The organism is Leuconostoc mesenteroides subsp. mesenteroides, from assembly GCA_009676745.1.
Classification (GTDB): Bacteria; Bacillota; Bacilli; order Lactobacillales; family Lactobacillaceae; genus Leuconostoc; species Leuconostoc koreense.
This window is the reverse complement of record CP046062.1, coordinates 503,131-519,651: the sequence shown is the minus strand read 5'-3', so window position 1 is coordinate 519,651 and position 16,521 is coordinate 503,131. Positions and strand designations below refer to the sequence as shown.

The following is a 16,521-nucleotide window of genomic DNA, read 5'->3' as shown; positions in this document are numbered from 1 at the left end:
GCGTTTTTATCAAGCAAGTAAATAGACCTTGTGGATATGAAAAAAATCCACAAGGTCTATTTGAGATAAATGTTTTAATTAAGGGCGATCATCGTAGTCATCAGGTGTGACATCTTTTCTGAAACCGTCTGAATAATAATGTGTTTGACGTGGTTCATCAGGAATCAACACCCAAGCGATGATATAAACTAAAATTCCAGGCAAAACGGGTAGAAAACCTAATACCACGAAAATAATTCGAACTAACGTAGCATCCCAATTAAAATAGTTAGCAATCCCGCCAAGCACACCAGCGATAACGCGGTTATCACGTGAGCGAGTTAATTTTTTATGTTTTGTCATTGTTATTCCTCCATGTAATAATTGCCGATTTAGTCTTAAAAACCAAATATAGGTACTAGGACTAGTATATTTTTATAGAACCCATAGCGGCTTGTGCATCGATTGTAAATTCAGGGTTAGCACCAACAAATCCACTTTTATAACCATCGAAGCTTTTATGATAATGAATATCATTGCGATCCAAATCAATTGCCCCTGACTTAGTGGCTAGTTCAAAATTGAAGTCTTGATCAGCCGGAGCTGTTAGGCGAATGGTACCAGAATTTGAGTTTAGTTTCAAATCGTTTGTTAGTTGGTCAATTCTCAAACGAAGTGAACCTGAATTTATTGTGAATTCTCCGCCACCAACAAGATTATCTATAAGCACAGAGCCCAGGTCAGCGTTAACTTTGGCATAATCAACAGTTGCATTACTGATATTAACAGTTCCTAATTTAGCGTGTATCTTAACTTGTTCAGCCTTGATATGTGATGCCTTTATTGATCCGGACGTAAGCTGCCAATCTGCAATATTGGTGTTCATATTTTTGACTTTGAAACTTCCAGCGTTAATTTGAACGTTAAATTTTTCGGTAACTAAGTCTTGCGCATATAAACTACCCGCTTGGTTTCGTACCTCTATCTTCCCAGTGATGAATGAACTCGGAATTCCTATGTTCACAGAAGTGCGGACGTGGAAAATTATAGGATGTTCGCCCTGATTAATTACAATTTTATCATCATTTTCTGAAATAGTGGCAAAATAACGTCTATTATCACGACTAAAATATTCATCAATAGTGATGAGATCGATTTTATCATTTGTATAGAAGTGAATCGCAGCTTCGCTGTAATTGATTACAAAATCTTTGATACTGGTTGGCACTGTCAATTGGTGATGTGCTTTAGCCCAGGTAGGTTCCTTGAAATCTTTATTTTCAAAATCATCATTGATGCCAGAATTAACATTGTTTTCAAATTGGTAGTATTTGTCACCCACCCGAGCACCGGCGCGGTCAACGTGTAGCCAGTCACCAAATTGAAGTTTATTATTTTTGCCATCAAGTATGATATCATCACCAAGCGCTACGCCTTGTTTGTTGATGTGTAAATTTCCAATATGCACGCCTTTATTTGAAATATCCACGTAAGGTCGTTTGGGTTCAGATTCGTTGTCTGTTTCCTTTTTGGTACTGGCTTCACTTAAGTCCTTTAACAAGTTATCAATGTCACCTAATTGCTCAAAAGCATCGTCCAAAGCTTCATTATGGGATCGATCAGTTTTGGAAAAATCTTGATAAGCTTCTAATAAATCGGCTACAAGTTCTTCTTTAAATTCCGTTAATTGTGCGTTTGGCATATATTTAGAAAAAATAACATCCAAACGGGTTCTAATTTCCATTTCAACACTCATCATAATCTTTTACCCTTCCGCTAATTAAATGGCTAATGATATCTTTGGCGAAATGCCATTCTTGTTCTGCTGATTTGAAATGTTGCTGGCCTTGATCAGTAAGGGTGTAGTATTTTCGTCTAGCCCCCTGGGTTTGATCGCCCCAGTAACTACGGATGTCTCCGACCTTTTCCAAGCGCCTAAATGCAGTATATAGTGTTGCTTCGTTCAGTTCATATTGCTTACCGGATAATTGACGAATGGATTTTGAAACTTGGTATCCATAAGAATCACCTTGATTAAGAATATTTAAAATAATAGTGTCCGTATGACCACGAATGAGATCTTTTGATATATCCATATGCAGGTACCTCTTACAACTACATAATATAACATATTACTGTGGCTGTCAAAGTAATATGTTATAGGCTATTATCAGAATGTTTCACATGAAACATTCTGATCGTTTTCTTGTAAAATTAAAATGTCCTTTTTTATTCAATATTCTGGTATAATAAAAACATTCATTACACTGATAAAGATAATATCATACGCGTCAAAGAGAGTTAGCGGTTGCTGTGAGCTAATCCGTGGATATTATTGAGTTACACAGTGTGCAAATCAATGACGTCTGCCGCGATAAGGCATATTAAGTGGTAGGTCCGATGACTTACAATTTAGGTGGTACCACGGTGAAAATCGTCCTAGTCTATTAAGATTAGGACGATTTTTTCTGTAATTAAAGGAGATGGCAATGAATTTTATTGAAGATTTGAAATGGCGCGGTGCGCTGAACCAAGTGACAGATGAAGCAGGATTAATTGAAGCAATGGCATCAGGAGAAGTTGGGGCCTATGTGGGTACCGACCCAACAGCTGATTCATTACATTTAGGGCACTTGATTCCATTTATGGTGTTAAAACGTTTTCAAAATGCTGGCGGAAAAGCTGTTATTATTATTGGCGGTGCAACTGGTGCTATCGGTGATCCACGTCCAACTACAGAACGCCAATTACTTTCACCAGAACAGTTACGTCAAAATGAAAAAGGGATTACTGAGCAAGTAACCAAGCTATTTGGCGATGAAAAAACTGCTATTGTTAATAATAATGACTGGCTTGGCAAATTAACATTGACAGACTTTTTACGCGATTATGGAAAGTTGTTCTCTATCAATGTGATGCTGAAAAAGGACGTTGTCGCTTCACGTTTAGAAACAGGTATTTCGTTTACAGAGTTTACCTACCAGATTTTGCAAGGTATTGATTACCATGAACTATGGCGTCGTCATAATGTACGATTGCAAATTGGTGGTTCGGATCAATGGGGAAACATTACTTCTGGCATTGATTTAATTCACTCAATTGAAGGAAGTAACGCGACAGCTTTTGGTTTAACAATTCCTTTGATGACTGACTCATCAGGTAAAAAGTTTGGTAAGTCGGAAGGGAATGCCATTTGGTTGAATCCTGAAAAAACCTCACCATATACTTTCTACCAATTCTGGTATAACCAAAGTGACGAAGATGTAGTAAAGTATTTGAAATACTTTACATTTTTGGGTGTTGATGAGATTAATAACCTCGAACAAGAAGCTAAAAATAATCCTGGAGGTCGTGTAGCACAAAAGCGCTTGGCACAAGAAGTAACGAAATTTGTTCATGGCGAACAGGCTGTTGCTGATGCTGAGAAGCTATCAGCAGCATTATTTAGTGGCGATGTTGCTAATTTATCTGCAGCAGATATTGCTGATGCATTTGGTGGTGTACCAAGCTTTGACATTACATCTGAAAAGAAAAACATTGTTGATTTCTTAGTTGACGGAGAAGTTGAGAAATCTAAGCGTCAAGCGCGTGAAGATGTTACAAATGGAGCGATTACCATTAGTGGTGAAAAAATAACGGATGTTGACTTCGAAATTGATCCAACAAAGCATTACGATGGTAAATTTGTATTGGTTCGTCGTGGTAAGAAAAAATATTTCTTGGGAAAAGTTAAATAATTTATTGCTAGCGCACCTCTGGAGGATACTATGAAAATTTTAATGTATAATACAGTTTCAGATGAAATGCCCTATGTAGAAAAATGGACCAAAAAAACAGGACATGAAGTGGTGACCATTGATCAACCTCTTGACGAAACAACGGTGCGTCGCGCTGAAGGTTTTGATGCAATTACCACACAACAAACAACGACAATCAATGCTCCGGTTTATGAGCAATTAGCTCAATTCAATATTAAGCAAATCGCTATTCGACAGGTTGGTTATGATGTGTTGGATTTGCCAGAAGCATTTGCTCACAATATTCGTTTGTCTAATGTTGCAGCCTATTCACCTCGAGCAATTGCAGAATACACGCTAACACAACTTTTCAATTTGATTCGACACAATAAAAAGTTTGATCGTGCTATGAGTACAGGTGACTATACTTGGGCTGCTGGTGGTCAAGCGAGAGAAATTCATAATTTGACGGTTGCTGTAATTGGTGTAGGACGAATTGGAACGGCCTTTGCAGAAATGCTTCACGCGCTGGGCGCAACAGTTTTAGGTGTGGACCCAATATATCGCGCCCAAAACGAACCTTTTGTAACTTATACAACGTTAGACGATGCTTTGTCTCGAGCAGATGTTGTTAGTTTTCATACACCATTAAATGAAGAGACACGCTATATGGCGGATAAAAGTTTCTTTGCCAAAATTCAACCAGGAACAATTATGTTGAATTTTGCCCGTGGTGAAATTGTGGACATGGTTGAGCTTGAAAAAGCGCTTGAATCAGAGTTATTGGCTGGTGCAGCATTCGATGTGACACCAAATGAAAATGATTTTATGAATCAAAATCAAGATCCAACATCACTACCAGCGGATATAAAACGTTTAGTTGAATATGATAACTTTTTACTGTCACCACATATCGCTTTTTATACAAATACAGCAATCAAAAATATGGTGGAAATGGCTTTAAATGATGCCGTAACGATGGCAAATGGTGGTGTTACTGAAAACGAAATTTTACGTTAAAACCCAGATATCTAAATGTCAGTAATAAACTGGCTTTTTTATTAAGAAGAGACGATGATACTGAATTCATCGTCTTTTTAATTTGATGCCAACGCGTATTAAATTACGTTGTTCATCAAAAAATACCAGTGCAGCGTACTGAATGGCTATTTGGATATGATTGAATGATCGGTATTTACATTAAAAATTTGATTTATGAAATAAATCTCCTTATATTTTAATCTCTAATGTTTTTCTAATGATATAAAAGGATGGTGGAGATGTACAATAATTATCAACAAAATATCCCCAATCTTTATGATTTGGTTTATTTTTAGAAAGTAACCATAAGGTATTGATGTTTGTGAAATGCAGACGCATACTCACCCGTTTTCCAATGATATTTGACATTTTTAAATTATAGGAATATAATTATCTAAACACAGATATGAGTTTTTACTCAGAAATGAAAAATGACTTAATGAATAAAAATGCAAGAAAACCAAACAATATTCTCAGTAACCTGCTTATCAACTGATGATTAGTAGGTTATTTTGAGTGATTGTCTGCTAATTAACTTATAGTTAGTAGACGGTTGGGATATTTTTTGTTCGGGCACCTAACTGTTAGCGCAGTTAGATGCCTTTTTTCATAGAATTGGGGGGATAATGATCAACATAGAAAAATTTATCACTACGAGAAAACGTTTGAAAATGTCACAAATGGCGTTGTGTTCTGATATTTGTACACAAGCTACTTTGTCAAAATTTGAAAAGCATCAACAAGTGCCAGCTTTTGATATCATGATTGCTTTGTGTGAACGGTTAGGGTTAACGCTGAATGATGTTTTCCCAATCGATGTTACTATACGTCAAACAGACAACGAGCGTATTTTATCATTGGCCACTCAAGCACTTTTTTATCAAGACATTGGAAAATTTGAGCATCTAATCAAACAAGTACAAACGGATAAAATGATTGATACTGAACGGGAATGCTATCAAATTACACAATATTTTTCTGCAGTTATCTTAAAACAAGACTGTTTCAGAGCAAAACAAATCATTAAAAAAATTGATATAGCAGGTCTTAATAGGACACACAAATTATTGTTTTATGCCATAACGAGTCATTACTACTATCAACGCGGCCAATTTGAAGAAGCACACCAGGCTTTTGAAGATGTTTGGCGTTATCAAAAGGAAAATACAACAGTAGACCATTCTGGATTTCAAGCGGCAATTGTTTATTTATTAGCTCAATATCAAATGTCGATTAAAAACTACAAATATGCTATGATGTTGGCAACTTATGGCATTGATTTAGCGAACACAAGTGATAGTACTTATTTCTTAGAAAACTTTTTTTGGTTATTGGTGCAAGCTAGTGATACTTGGGATAGTCAGCATTTTATTGTAAATGAGATGATTGAAAATGCGCGTGTGATTGCAAAAATGCATAAAAATAAAGTTATTTTACAAAAAATCAGTCAGCGAAGAGGGGAAAAATAATATGACAACACTTAAGATAGAGGATTTACATGTTTCAGTAGAAGGAAAAGAAATTTTAAAGGGGGTTAATTTAGTCGTCAATACTGGTGAAATTCACGCTATTATGGGACCAAATGGAACTGGAAAATCAACGTTGTCACAAACAATTATGGGACATCCAGCATATGAAGTTACTGAAGGTCATATTTATATGGACGATCAAGATTTGGCTGACATGTCAGTTGATCAACGTGCTCGCGCAGGCCTATTCTTGGCTATGCAGTACCCATCTGAAATTCAAGGGGTGACTAATGCTGAATTTATGAGAGCAGCCATCAACGCTCGTCGTGCCGAGGACGACCAAATTGGTGTGATGTCTTTCATTGCAAAACTCGATGAAAAACGTGAATTCTTATCGATGTCAGAAGAAATGGCAGAACGTTATCTTAACGAAGGATTCTCTGGTGGTGAGAAGAAACGTAATGAAATTTTGCAAATGATGATGATAGAGCCAAAAATTGCTATTTTAGATGAGATTGATTCAGGATTAGACATTGATGCTCTAAAGGTTGTTTCTCGTGGTGTCAATGAAATGCGTTCCAGTGAATTTGGCACACTTATGATTACGCATTATCAACGGTTACTTGACTATATTGCGCCTGATTTTGTCCATGTGATGATGGGCGGTAAAATAGTTAAGACAGGCGGTGCTGAATTGGCTAAGAAACTAGAATCTGAAGGATATGCGGGATTACGAGATGAACTTGGATTGAACGTTACGTTGACAGATGAAGATGTGAATTCATATTTTGTGGAGGATTGACATGGTTGATAATAGTGCAATGCATTCTTTACCACTACCAACATTTGCTAAAGTTCGATACACTTCCTGGCAACTTGATAAAATGATAGCAGCCAAGGAAGAAACGACAATGTCATATTTTGCTGAGGATAATGTTCACGGCATCGAAGTGAGTGGGCTATCTACCACTTATCACCAATTATCGGATGATATGATTGCTCGTGGTGTGATTCTGATGAATATGGCACAAGCGCAGATTGAGTATCCAGCACTAGTTGAAAAGCTGTTAGGTAGCGTGATTTCCAAAACAGCCGATCGATTATCAGCACAAAATTTGGCACAGTTTAACACAGGAATTTTTGTTTATATACCAGAAAACGTTCAATTTGATAGTGTTTTGCATCTGTCATTGAATCATTTAGCTATATCTGGAGAGGATTTTGTGGCTCGTATTTTTATATACGTTGGTACCAATGCCAAAGTTGACATACTACAACAAATGCACACGATTGGGACTCAAAAAACAAAAGCTTCTGTTGTTATTGAAGCGGTAGCAGACGTCGGTGCCCAAGTCAGTTATGCTAACATTGATGCGTTTGGGGAACAAACAACAGCATTTATTAATCGAGAAGTTGATGTAAGAAATCACGCGACTGTGGACTGGCAAAATGCTGAGTTTAACGACGGTAATGCAATCATACGATTAGCTAGTCAGCTAAATGGTGAGGGCGCTGCATCACATACAAATGTCATTGGACTCACCACAAAAAAACAAACACAAGGGATGGTAACAACTATTTTGAATCGTGGTCGCCATACCACTGGTCATATTTTTCAACGAGGGGTTATTCTCAATCGCTCCACTTTAGTATTTAATGGGATAGGAAAAATTGTTAAGGGTGCTAAAGGATCAGATGCGCAGCAGGAGTCGCGTGTTTTGATGCTATCACGTCGCGCACGTGGAGATGCCAATCCTTTGTTACTCATTGATGAAAACGATGTGACGGCTGGTCATGCGGCTTCTGTAGGCCGAGTTGATGAAAACCAAATGTATTATTTAATGAGTCGGGGTATTAGCGAACAAGTGGCTCGCAAGCTAGTTATTCGTGGCTTCATGGGTGAAGTTTTGGCCAAAATGCCAACAAAATCAGCACAAAAGCAAATAGTTGAAGAAATAGAAAGAAAATTACAACATGAAGACGATTAGACATGATTTTCCAATACTTAATCAAACTATCAACGGGCAGGAACTACTCTATTTCGACAGTGCAGCTACGTCACAAAAACCCCAATATGTGATTGATTCATTAGTAAATTACTACCAAAATAATAATGCAAACGTACATCGCGGTATTTATGAATTATCAGAGCGTGTGACACAACAATATGAACAAGCCCGTGATAAAGTACAAGAATTTATTCATGCTCAAAAACGTGAAGAGGTTTTATTCACTCGTGGCACAACTGAATCACTTAATTGGTTAGCAAGTACTTATGGTGCAGAACATGTTAAGCAGGACGATGAAATCTTAATATCTTACATGGAACATCATTCTAATATTGTGCCATGGCAACAATTGGCGCAACGTGTTGGGGCACATTTAAAATATGTTGAACTTAACGACGATGGCACCTTAAATATGGCTGATCTTGAGCGAAAAATAACAGACAAAACTAAAATTGTATCAATCACACATGCTTCTAATGTGTTGGGGGTTGTTAATCCTATAAAAGCAATCGCAAAAATAGTCCATAAACACGACGCTATCATGATTGCTGATGGTGCCCAATCTGTTCCGCATATGCGTGTTGATGTGCAAGATATGGATGTTGACTTTTTTGCCTTTTCGGGTCATAAAATGCTTGGACCAACAGGTATAGGGGTGCTTTACGGCAAACATGATATTTTAAAAAATATGAAACCAGCTCAATTTGGCGGAGAAATGATTGAACTGGTGGACTTGCAAGAAGCGACTTTTCAGCCTTCACCATGGCGGTTTGAGGCGGGAACACCCAATATTGCTGGTGCAATTGCTTTAGGGGCCGCCATTGATTATCTGACAAATATTGGAATGAAAGAAATTGAAAGCTATGAGCAGTCTCTAGTTGATTATGCTTTGCCGAAGTTAAAAAGTATTGCAGGTGTCACTATTTATGGTCCGCAAAACAGTGCACAGCATTCAGGTGTGATGGCATTTAATTTAGCAGGAATCCATGCTCACGACTTAGCAACGGCCTTGGATCAAGAAGGGATTGAGGTTCGTGCAGGGCATCATTGCGCACAGCCACTCATGAAATATTTGAATATTGCGGCGACAGTTCGTATTAGTTTGTATATCTATAATACGCGTGGAGAAATCGATCGATTGATTCGTGTCATTGAAGATATTAAGGAGTATTTTAACCGTGAGTTTGCATAATTTAGATCTTTTATATCGTCAAACGGTCATGGAATATGCCCAACATCCGCACCATTATAAGCCTATGTCAGGGACAGAAACGTATCATGTTCGAAAATACAATCCCACTTGTGGCGATATCATTGACTTAGCTTTTGAGATGACTGACAATAAAGTAACAGATATATATTTTTATGGGGATGGTTGCGCTATATCAAAGGCTTCGTCTTCAATAATGACAGATTTAGTAGTAGGACAGCGTCGTGAAGCTGTCGCTACCTTACTTGAGGAGTTTTCAAAACTGACACGTGGGGAAGTAGCAGATACTAAACTTCTTGGAGAAGCACAAATTCTAGCAGGGGTTACGCAATTCCCCACGCGAATAAAGTGCGCAACTTTGGCTTGGCATGCTCTGGATGAGCTATTAGCAGTAGAGAAATAAAAAGGTTTCGATGATGGAAATAGACAGACAAGAAGCTATTAATCAAACAAAAGCAGCCATTTCAAATGACAAGGCCAGCGAATTAGGGTTTCAAGATAACTACCAGGCTGTATTTTCAACAGGAAAAGGGTTAAACGAAGACATTATTCGTCAAATTTCAGCCAAAAAGAATGAGCCCCAATGGATGTTAGAATATCGGTTACAAGCCTATCAAACATACCTCAGAATGCCTATGCATACATGGGGGCCAGATTTAAGCGAGATACAGTTTGAGGATATTTACTACTATAATAAGCCAGCAAATGATAAATATCGTGATTGGGATGACGTACCAACTGAATTAAAGGAAACGTTTGAGCGTTTGGGTGTACCTGAAGCCGAAAGGAAATGGCTAGCAGGGTCTTCTGCTCAGTATGAGTCTGAAGTGGTTTATCATCGTATGAAAGAAGAATTTGCTAAGACAGGAATTATTTTTACCGACACAGACACTGCAGTGCAAGAATATCCGGAGCTTATTCAAGAATACTTTGGATCATTAGTTAAACCAACCAATAATAAATTAGCGGCCTTAAACTCAGCAGTCTGGTCTGGTGGCACATTTATTTATGTGCCTAAGGGTGTTCATGTAACGACACCTATTCAATCTTATTTCCGTATCAATACAGAAAATGAAGGTCAGTTTGAACGGACATTGATTATTGTTGATGAAGGGGCGCATGTTGACTACGTTGAGGGCTGTTCAGCACCAATGTATTCAGGGGATGCGCTACATGCTGCTGTGGTAGAAGTGATTGTTAAAAAAGACGGTTATTGCCGTTACACGACGATTCAAAACTGGTCAAATAACGTGTACTCATTAGAAACAAAACGTGCAGCGGCGCATGAAAATGCCACGATGGAATGGATTGATGGTAATTTTGGATCAAAAACGACAATGAAATATCCATCAGTTTATTTAGAAGGTGAGGGCGCAAAGGGTACAATGTTATCGATTGCTGTTGCTGGCGAGGGCGTTAACCTAGATTCTGGCGCGCAAATGATTCATCAAGCTAAGAATACGTCGTCGTCTATTATTTCAAAGTCGATTGCACACGATGGTGGGTCCACAGATTATCGCGGCACAGTGAAATTTGGCCGCGAATCTGATGGGTCATTTGCACACGTCGAGTGTGACACAATTTTGGTGGATGATAAGTCTTCCGCTGATACGATTCCATACAATACAATTTTGAATGGTAATGTGTCGATGGAGCATGAAGCTAAAGTATCACGCGTATCCGAAGAACAATTGTATTATCTAATGACACGCGGTATTTCTGCCGAAAAAGCCACAGAGATGATTATTATGGGCTTTGTTGAGCCGTTTACCAAAGAATTACCAATGGAATATGCGGTTGAATTAAACCGGCTTATGAAATTTGAGATGGTGGGATCAGTAGGATAAGCTGTATAGATATTTTAGTGTCGGTATGTATAACAAATAATGGAGTATTTGCTATGAAAAAAATAATGGTTACAGGTGCAACAGGAGAACTTGGTACAAAGACGATTCAACATTTGTTATTTAGTAAACAGATTCCTGCCGATGAGATAGCGGCCTTGGTTAGACGTCCAGAAAAGGCAACTTATTTATCAAAGTTAGGTATTACATTGCGAAAAGGTGGTTACGATGATGTGAGTCAAATGACTGCTGCCTTCCAAAATGTAGAAAAATTATTGATCATTTCATCACCTGAACTTGATAATATGACCAGATTACAACAGCAATATAATGTAGTCAGAGCTGCCTATCAAGCAAAAGTTGGACATATTTATCTCATAAGTCTTGCTGAGACGCAGGAAAGATTATTTGGCTTAGAAGATGTTGATATGGCAACAGAACACATGGTTCGAGCTACAAATATTCCCTTTACCATTTTAAAAAATGCAATTTACTTAGATGAGTTGAAGCCAAATATTTTGACTGCAATCAAAACCAAAGAATTGGTTTCTTCAACGGATAGCATGTCATTTAATTATGTACTACGGGATGATTTAGCATTGGCCAATGCTACTGTTTTGAGTGAAGAAGGGCATGAAAATAAGATTTATTACCTTACCCGTGAACATTTAATCAGTTATCCAGAAATTGCTACAATATTGAGTGAAATAACGGATACAGAAATTACGCATAAAGCCTTATCTGATGATGGTGTGACAGATTATCTTTTGAAGCATGATGTAGCTAGAGAAAATGCAGAATTTATTACTTTATTGCAAAAGTCGATTAGGGAAGAAAAATTCGCAACGACATCAACAGCTATTTCTGAATTAGCTGGGGTTAAAGCAAATAATCTCAAAGAAAATTTAAAAAGTTTACTATCAGATAATATTTAAGCCAGATAATTATTTTTAATCTAGTATACTAGTATTTTTTGTAATAGGAGAAGCGTATGTCTCAAACGATAGAATCTGATGTCTTAGAAGCATTGCAAACAGTGGTTGACCCAGAGTTAAGAATTGATATTGTGAACCTTGGGTTAATTTATCACGTCGATTTTATCGAAAAAACAGGATTAGTGATTATACAAATGACGCTAACAACCATGGGCTGTCCATTGGTAGAAGTTTTGGAAGATATGATTCGAAAATCCTTGATGAGTCTAGCAGAGGTTAAAGACGTTGATATTCAATTAGTGTGGGAACCGGCTTGGAATATTGAAAAAATGAGTCGCTATGCACGAATATCATTAGGACTTTATTAAGAATGAATTATATAAAATTGGAATAATATCATTTTTTCATTGACCCACTGATATGGTCGCCGTATTATGAATGTATAAACTAAAAGGAAAGTAACTCATGTCAAGTACAGCAATTCAACATATGAATAATCATGAAGTGCTTCTTCTCAACTTGTTAAGTGTATACCTAACGAGCTGAGCTTTTTGTTGGTGTCGTTGGGCTAATTTGTCTAACGAATAGTTAAAAAAGTGATTTAGAAATCCTAAACTAATTCGATAGACGAATTGGTTTAGGATTTTTTGATTAATAATGGAGGGCAGCATGGATAAAATTATTTCATTTTTTGATACAACATTACGTGATGGTGAACAGACAATTGGCGTCAATTTTTCAATTGCGGAAAAAATTGAAATAGCAAAAGGATTGGATGATTATGGTGTATCAGCGATTGAAGCAGGATTTCCTGCAGCATCTCACAAAGATTTTGAAGAAGTAAAAAAAATTGCCGAGGTTGTAGATAACGCAAAAGTTGTTGGTTTGGCACGGATGATTAGAAGTGACATTAATGCAGTTATTGAAGCTACTAAGAATGCAAAGCATCCAATGATTCACGTGTTCATCGCAACTTCACCAATTCATCGTGAGTTTAAATTACACATGACCAAGGCAGAAATTTTAGACAAAATTAAAGCAGACGTTATGTTTACTAAGCAACATATGCAAGATATTGTGTTCTCGCCGGAAGATGCGACAAGAACCGAGCCCGACTTTCTGGTAGCTAGTGTGCAAGCAGCTATTGACGCTGGGGCAACAATGATTAACATACCAGACACAGTTGGTTATGACACACCAGAAGAATACGGTGAGGTTTTTGAAAACTTGCGTCAAAATATTGTTGGTTTTGACACAGTTGGTTGGTCAACACATACACATAATGATTTGGGAATGGCAACAGCTAATGCTTTGGCAGGCATTGCACATGGGGCAACGGAGATTCAAGGCACAATTAATGGTATTGGTGAACGGGCTGGAAACGTCGATATGATTGAAGCGGCAGCAGCCATTCATGTGCGTCATGAAAAGTTTGACGCAGAAACAGCTATTGTTTTAGATCAATCAAAAGCCATTTCTGACATTGTCGCACGGGCAACCCGCGTGCCAGTTGCAGGTAATAAGCCCATTATGGGACGCAATGCCTTTGCTCATGAATCTGGGATTCATCAGGATGGTTACTTAAAAAATCCAGAAACCTATGAAATTTTGAAGCCAGAAATGGTTGGTGCTACGGCAACACTACCTTTGGGCAAACTATCAGGATCGCATGCGGTCATGTCAAAATTAAATAGCCTAGGGTACGCGGTGACTCGTGATGATATGAAAGTAATTTTCCCAATCTTTAAATCAGTTGCCGAAGAGTCTGATTTGATTACAGATAACCAGTTAAAGGTTATTATGCAAGTTGTTGAAGAAAAAGAGATGGTGAGTGATTAATAATATGACATCAGTTAAAAAAATAGTAGTTTTAAAAGGCGATTATATCGGTCCGGAAATCATGACATCGGGTTTAGCAGTATTGGATGCTGCGACAAAGGATACAACATTTGCTTATGAACTGATAGATGCACCATTTGGTGGTGATGGGATTGATCGGGCTGGTGACCCGCTACCACAATCAACGATTGATGTTTCAAAACAAGCTGATGCGATCCTACTTAGTGCAATTGGTGGGCCAAAATGGGATAATGCGTCACGACGTCCGGAGCAAGGGTTGTTAGAAATCAGATCAAAACTGAACTTATTTGCCAATATACGGCCAACCAAAGTGACGGCAGCACAAATTGACCGTTCACCATTGAAGCCAGAATATGTAGAAAATACGGACTTTGTCATTGTTCGGGAGTTGACATCAGGTGCTTATTTTGGCAAGCCACGTAAACTGGAAGCAGATCAAGCAATTGATACGATGTATTACAGTGAAGAAGAAGTAACTCGTATTATGCACCAAGGATTTAAAATGGCGCAAAAGCGGAACAAGCATGTCACCATTGTTGATAAGTCAAATGTGTTGGCTACATCAAAATTTTGGCGAAAGATTGCTAATGAAGTTGGCAAAAGTTATCCGGATGTGACAATCGACTATTACTATATTGACGCGATGACAATGGCAATTATGACCAAGCCGACCGCATTTGATGTTGTGATTATACCTAATTTATTTGGAGACATTCTAAGTGACGAAGCAGCACAAATTACAGGTTCCATTGGACAAATACCTTCGATGTCAGTTGGTGCAAGCGGCCCTAATTTGTATGAACCAATTCACGGTTCAGCACCTGATATTGCTGGCCAAGGCATAGCCAATCCAATTTCTATGGTAAATACAGTAGCTATGATGTTGACAGAAAGCTTTGGTGAAAAAAGAATTGCCGATAAAATGACTAAAGCAGTAGACTACATTATTGAGAACCACTATGTGACACCAGACATGGGTGGAACAATGACGACCGATGAAGTGACACAAAAAATGGTTGATTACATAAAAAATAATGAATCGGTAGGTATACAATGAGCAGAACACTCTTTGACAAAATTTGGGAAAAACATGTTATTACTGGGGAAGTTGGTGAGGCGCAATTGATTTATGTCGATTTACACTTAGTACATGAGGTAACATCACCGCAGCCTTTCGATGGACTGAGAAGTACGAATCGCCGCGTTAGACGACCAGATTTAACTTTTGCAACTATGGATCATAATGTGCCAACGCAAGATATATTTAATGTGCAAGATCAAATGTCTCGATTGCAGATGGATACATTGGTCAAAAACACGAAGGAATTTGACATCCCATTAGCATCAATTGGTGATGACAAGCAAGGAATCGTTCATGTTGTGGGGCCTGAACGGGGTCTGACACAGCCTGCTAAAGTAATCGTCTGTGGTGATTCCCACACAGCGACACACGGTGCGTTTGGCGCAATTGCATTTGGCATTGGTACTTCCGAAGTTGAGCACGTGCTCGCGACGCAAACAATTTGGCAAGTTAAACCAAAAACTCTGGGAATTAAGGTTACTGGAAAGCTGCCCAAAAATACATACGCTAAAGATATTATCATGGGCATTATTGCTAAATATGGGGTGTCATTTGGCGTTGGTTATGCGATTGAGTTTTACGGTGAAACGATTGAGAAGTTATCAATGGAAGCTCGTATGACGATATGCAACATGTCCATTGAGGCTGGTTCAAGAACGGGTATGGTACAACCAGATCAAACGACATTTGACTATATTGAAGGCCGTGAACAAGCACCTAAGAATTTTGAAGCTGCTAAAAATTATTGGTCACAATTCTACACAGATAATGAAAGTGACTTTGATGAGACGTTGACCTTTGATGTATCAAATTTGAAGCCCATGGTGACATGGGGAACAAATCCAGGCATGGCTACACCTGTTGATCAATCTTTGCCAGCAATAAAAGATGACAATGACGCCAACGCCTATGAGTATATTGGCTTGCAGCCTAATATGAAGCCTGTTGACATTAATTTAGATTACATTTTCATCGGATCATGCACGAATAGTCGTTATGAAGATCTTGAAATTGCTGCGAATATGATGAAAGGCCATCACTTAGCACCTAATGTTACTGCCTGGGTCGTGCCTGGTAGTCGTGCGATAAGAAATCGTGCAATTAAATCGGGTATTGCTCAAATATTTGAAGAAGCTGGTTGTGAATGGCGTGAACCAGGATGTTCGGCATGTTTGGCGATGAATCCTGATAAAATTCCAGCGGGGAAACATGTTGCTTCAACATCAAATAGAAATTTCATTGGGCGCCAAGGTGCAGGATCGAGAACGCATTTGGCTTCTCCAGCGATGGTTGCTGCAGCAGGGATTGCTGGTCACTTTGTTGATATTACGACAGATGAATTTGTATAGGGGAATG

16 protein-coding genes are annotated in these 16,521 nt (G+C 38.2%); 13 read left to right on the top strand and 3 right to left on the bottom strand.

Features of this window, described 5'->3' with window-relative positions; translation table 11 throughout:
- Positions 1-78: 78 nt before the first annotated feature.
- The 3 genes from GJV51_02470 to GJV51_02460 all read right to left on the bottom strand — a co-directional run bounded on the left by GJV51_02470 (position 79) and on the right by GJV51_02460 (position 2,075).
- Entirely contained in the window at positions 79-342 is a 264-nt protein-coding gene (locus tag GJV51_02470; protein QGM24914.1) for a PspC domain-containing protein, read from the bottom strand.
- Between the two features lie 61 nt (positions 343-403).
- Positions 404-1,738: a DUF4097 family beta strand repeat protein gene (locus tag GJV51_02465; protein ID QGM24913.1), complete on the bottom strand. Its 1,335-nt coding sequence runs from the start codon at positions 1,736-1,738 to the stop codon at positions 404-406.
- Positions 1,725-2,075 carry a PadR family transcriptional regulator gene (locus tag GJV51_02460; GenBank protein QGM24912.1) on the bottom strand — a complete coding sequence of 117 codons (351 nt, stop codon included), beginning with the start codon at positions 2,073-2,075 and terminating at the stop codon, positions 1,725-1,727. The genes GJV51_02465 and GJV51_02460 overlap by 14 nt, the downstream gene beginning before the upstream one ends.
- 393 nt (positions 2,076-2,468) lie before the next feature.
- Between GJV51_02460 and GJV51_02455 the strand changes: the two genes are divergently transcribed.
- From GJV51_02455 to leuC, 13 genes are all read left to right on the top strand, one after another.
- Positions 2,469-3,716: a tyrosine--tRNA ligase gene (locus tag GJV51_02455; GenBank protein QGM24911.1), complete on the top strand. Its 1,248-nt coding sequence runs from the start codon at positions 2,469-2,471 to the stop codon at positions 3,714-3,716.
- Positions 3,717-3,746: 30 nt separating this feature from the next.
- Entirely contained in the window at positions 3,747-4,736 is a 990-nt protein-coding gene (locus tag GJV51_02450) for a D-2-hydroxyacid dehydrogenase (GenBank protein QGM24910.1), read from the top strand.
- 647 nt (positions 4,737-5,383) lie between these two features.
- Entirely contained in the window at positions 5,384-6,226 is an 843-nt protein-coding gene (locus tag GJV51_02445; GenBank protein ID QGM24909.1) for an XRE family transcriptional regulator, read from the top strand.
- A 1-nt stretch (position 6,227) separates the two neighbouring features.
- Complete coding sequence (sufC, locus tag GJV51_02440) at positions 6,228-7,028, top strand: Fe-S cluster assembly ATPase SufC (GenBank protein ID QGM24908.1); 801 nt, start codon at positions 6,228-6,230, stop codon at positions 7,026-7,028.
- Between the two features lies 1 nt (position 7,029).
- Positions 7,030-8,214 (top strand): Fe-S cluster assembly protein SufD, encoded by a 1,185-nt coding sequence (gene sufD / locus GJV51_02435; GenBank protein ID QGM24907.1) that lies wholly within the window; start codon positions 7,030-7,032, stop codon positions 8,212-8,214.
- Entirely contained in the window at positions 8,201-9,427 is a 1,227-nt protein-coding gene (sufS, locus tag GJV51_02430) for a SufS family cysteine desulfurase (GenBank protein ID QGM24906.1), read from the top strand. Before sufD ends, sufS begins: the two co-directional genes overlap by 14 nt.
- Positions 9,414-9,848, top strand: a complete 435-nt coding sequence (locus GJV51_02425) for an SUF system NifU family Fe-S cluster assembly protein (GenBank protein ID QGM24905.1) — start codon at positions 9,414-9,416, stop codon at positions 9,846-9,848. Before sufS ends, GJV51_02425 begins: the two co-directional genes overlap by 14 nt.
- A 13-nt stretch (positions 9,849-9,861) precedes the next feature.
- Positions 9,862-11,292: a Fe-S cluster assembly protein SufB gene (gene sufB, locus GJV51_02420; GenBank protein QGM26097.1), complete on the top strand. Its 1,431-nt coding sequence runs from the start codon at positions 9,862-9,864 to the stop codon at positions 11,290-11,292.
- 53 nt (positions 11,293-11,345) lie between these two features.
- Entirely contained in the window at positions 11,346-12,224 is an 879-nt protein-coding gene (locus GJV51_02415) for an NAD(P)H-binding protein (protein ID QGM24904.1), read from the top strand.
- 56 nt (positions 12,225-12,280) lie between these two features.
- Positions 12,281-12,592: a DUF59 domain-containing protein gene (locus GJV51_02410; protein QGM24903.1), complete on the top strand. Its 312-nt coding sequence runs from the start codon at positions 12,281-12,283 to the stop codon at positions 12,590-12,592.
- Positions 12,593-12,893: 301 nt separating this feature from the next.
- Positions 12,894-14,063, top strand: coding sequence for a 2-isopropylmalate synthase (locus tag GJV51_02405; GenBank protein QGM24902.1), 1,170 nt, complete (start codon positions 12,894-12,896; stop codon positions 14,061-14,063).
- Positions 14,064-14,067: 4 nt separating this feature from the next.
- The gene (gene leuB / locus GJV51_02400; GenBank protein ID QGM26096.1) at positions 14,068-15,141 is read left to right on the top strand and encodes a 3-isopropylmalate dehydrogenase; all 1,074 of its coding nucleotides are present in this window, start codon (positions 14,068-14,070) and stop codon (positions 15,139-15,141) included.
- A complete protein-coding gene (gene leuC, locus GJV51_02395) occupies positions 15,138-16,514 on the top strand; it encodes a 3-isopropylmalate dehydratase large subunit (protein QGM24901.1) in 1,377 nt (458 codons plus the stop codon). The genes leuB and leuC overlap by 4 nt, the downstream gene beginning before the upstream one ends.
- Positions 16,515-16,521: the final 7 nt, after the last annotated feature.

What these genes read in the sequence shown, in the direction of transcription:
- GJV51_02470 (QGM24914.1), bottom strand. Translation starts at nt 342, where the DNA reads ATGACAAAACATAAAAAATTAACTCGCTCACGTGATAACCGCGTTATC.
- GJV51_02465 (QGM24913.1), bottom strand. Translation starts at nt 1,738, where the DNA reads ATGATGAGTGTTGAAATGGAAATTAGAACCCGTTTGGATGTTATTTTT.
- GJV51_02460 (QGM24912.1), bottom strand. Translation starts at nt 2,075, where the DNA reads ATGGATATATCAAAAGATCTCATTCGTGGTCATACGGACACTATTATT.
- GJV51_02455 (QGM24911.1), top strand. Translation starts at nt 2,469, where the DNA reads ATGAATTTTATTGAAGATTTGAAATGGCGCGGTGCGCTGAACCAAGTG.
- GJV51_02450 (QGM24910.1), top strand. Translation starts at nt 3,747, where the DNA reads ATGAAAATTTTAATGTATAATACAGTTTCAGATGAAATGCCCTATGTA.
- GJV51_02445 (QGM24909.1), top strand. Translation starts at nt 5,384, where the DNA reads ATGATCAACATAGAAAAATTTATCACTACGAGAAAACGTTTGAAAATG.
- sufC (QGM24908.1), top strand. Translation starts at nt 6,228, where the DNA reads ATGACAACACTTAAGATAGAGGATTTACATGTTTCAGTAGAAGGAAAA.
- sufD (QGM24907.1), top strand. Translation starts at nt 7,030, where the DNA reads ATGGTTGATAATAGTGCAATGCATTCTTTACCACTACCAACATTTGCT.
- sufS (QGM24906.1), top strand. Translation starts at nt 8,201, where the DNA reads ATGAAGACGATTAGACATGATTTTCCAATACTTAATCAAACTATCAAC.
- sufB (QGM26097.1), top strand. Translation starts at nt 9,862, where the DNA reads ATGGAAATAGACAGACAAGAAGCTATTAATCAAACAAAAGCAGCCATT.
- GJV51_02415 (QGM24904.1), top strand. Translation starts at nt 11,346, where the DNA reads ATGAAAAAAATAATGGTTACAGGTGCAACAGGAGAACTTGGTACAAAG.
- GJV51_02410 (QGM24903.1), top strand. Translation starts at nt 12,281, where the DNA reads ATGTCTCAAACGATAGAATCTGATGTCTTAGAAGCATTGCAAACAGTG.
- GJV51_02405 (QGM24902.1), top strand. Translation starts at nt 12,894, where the DNA reads ATGGATAAAATTATTTCATTTTTTGATACAACATTACGTGATGGTGAA.
- leuB (QGM26096.1), top strand. Translation starts at nt 14,068, where the DNA reads ATGACATCAGTTAAAAAAATAGTAGTTTTAAAAGGCGATTATATCGGT.
- leuC (QGM24901.1), top strand. Translation starts at nt 15,138, where the DNA reads ATGAGCAGAACACTCTTTGACAAAATTTGGGAAAAACATGTTATTACT.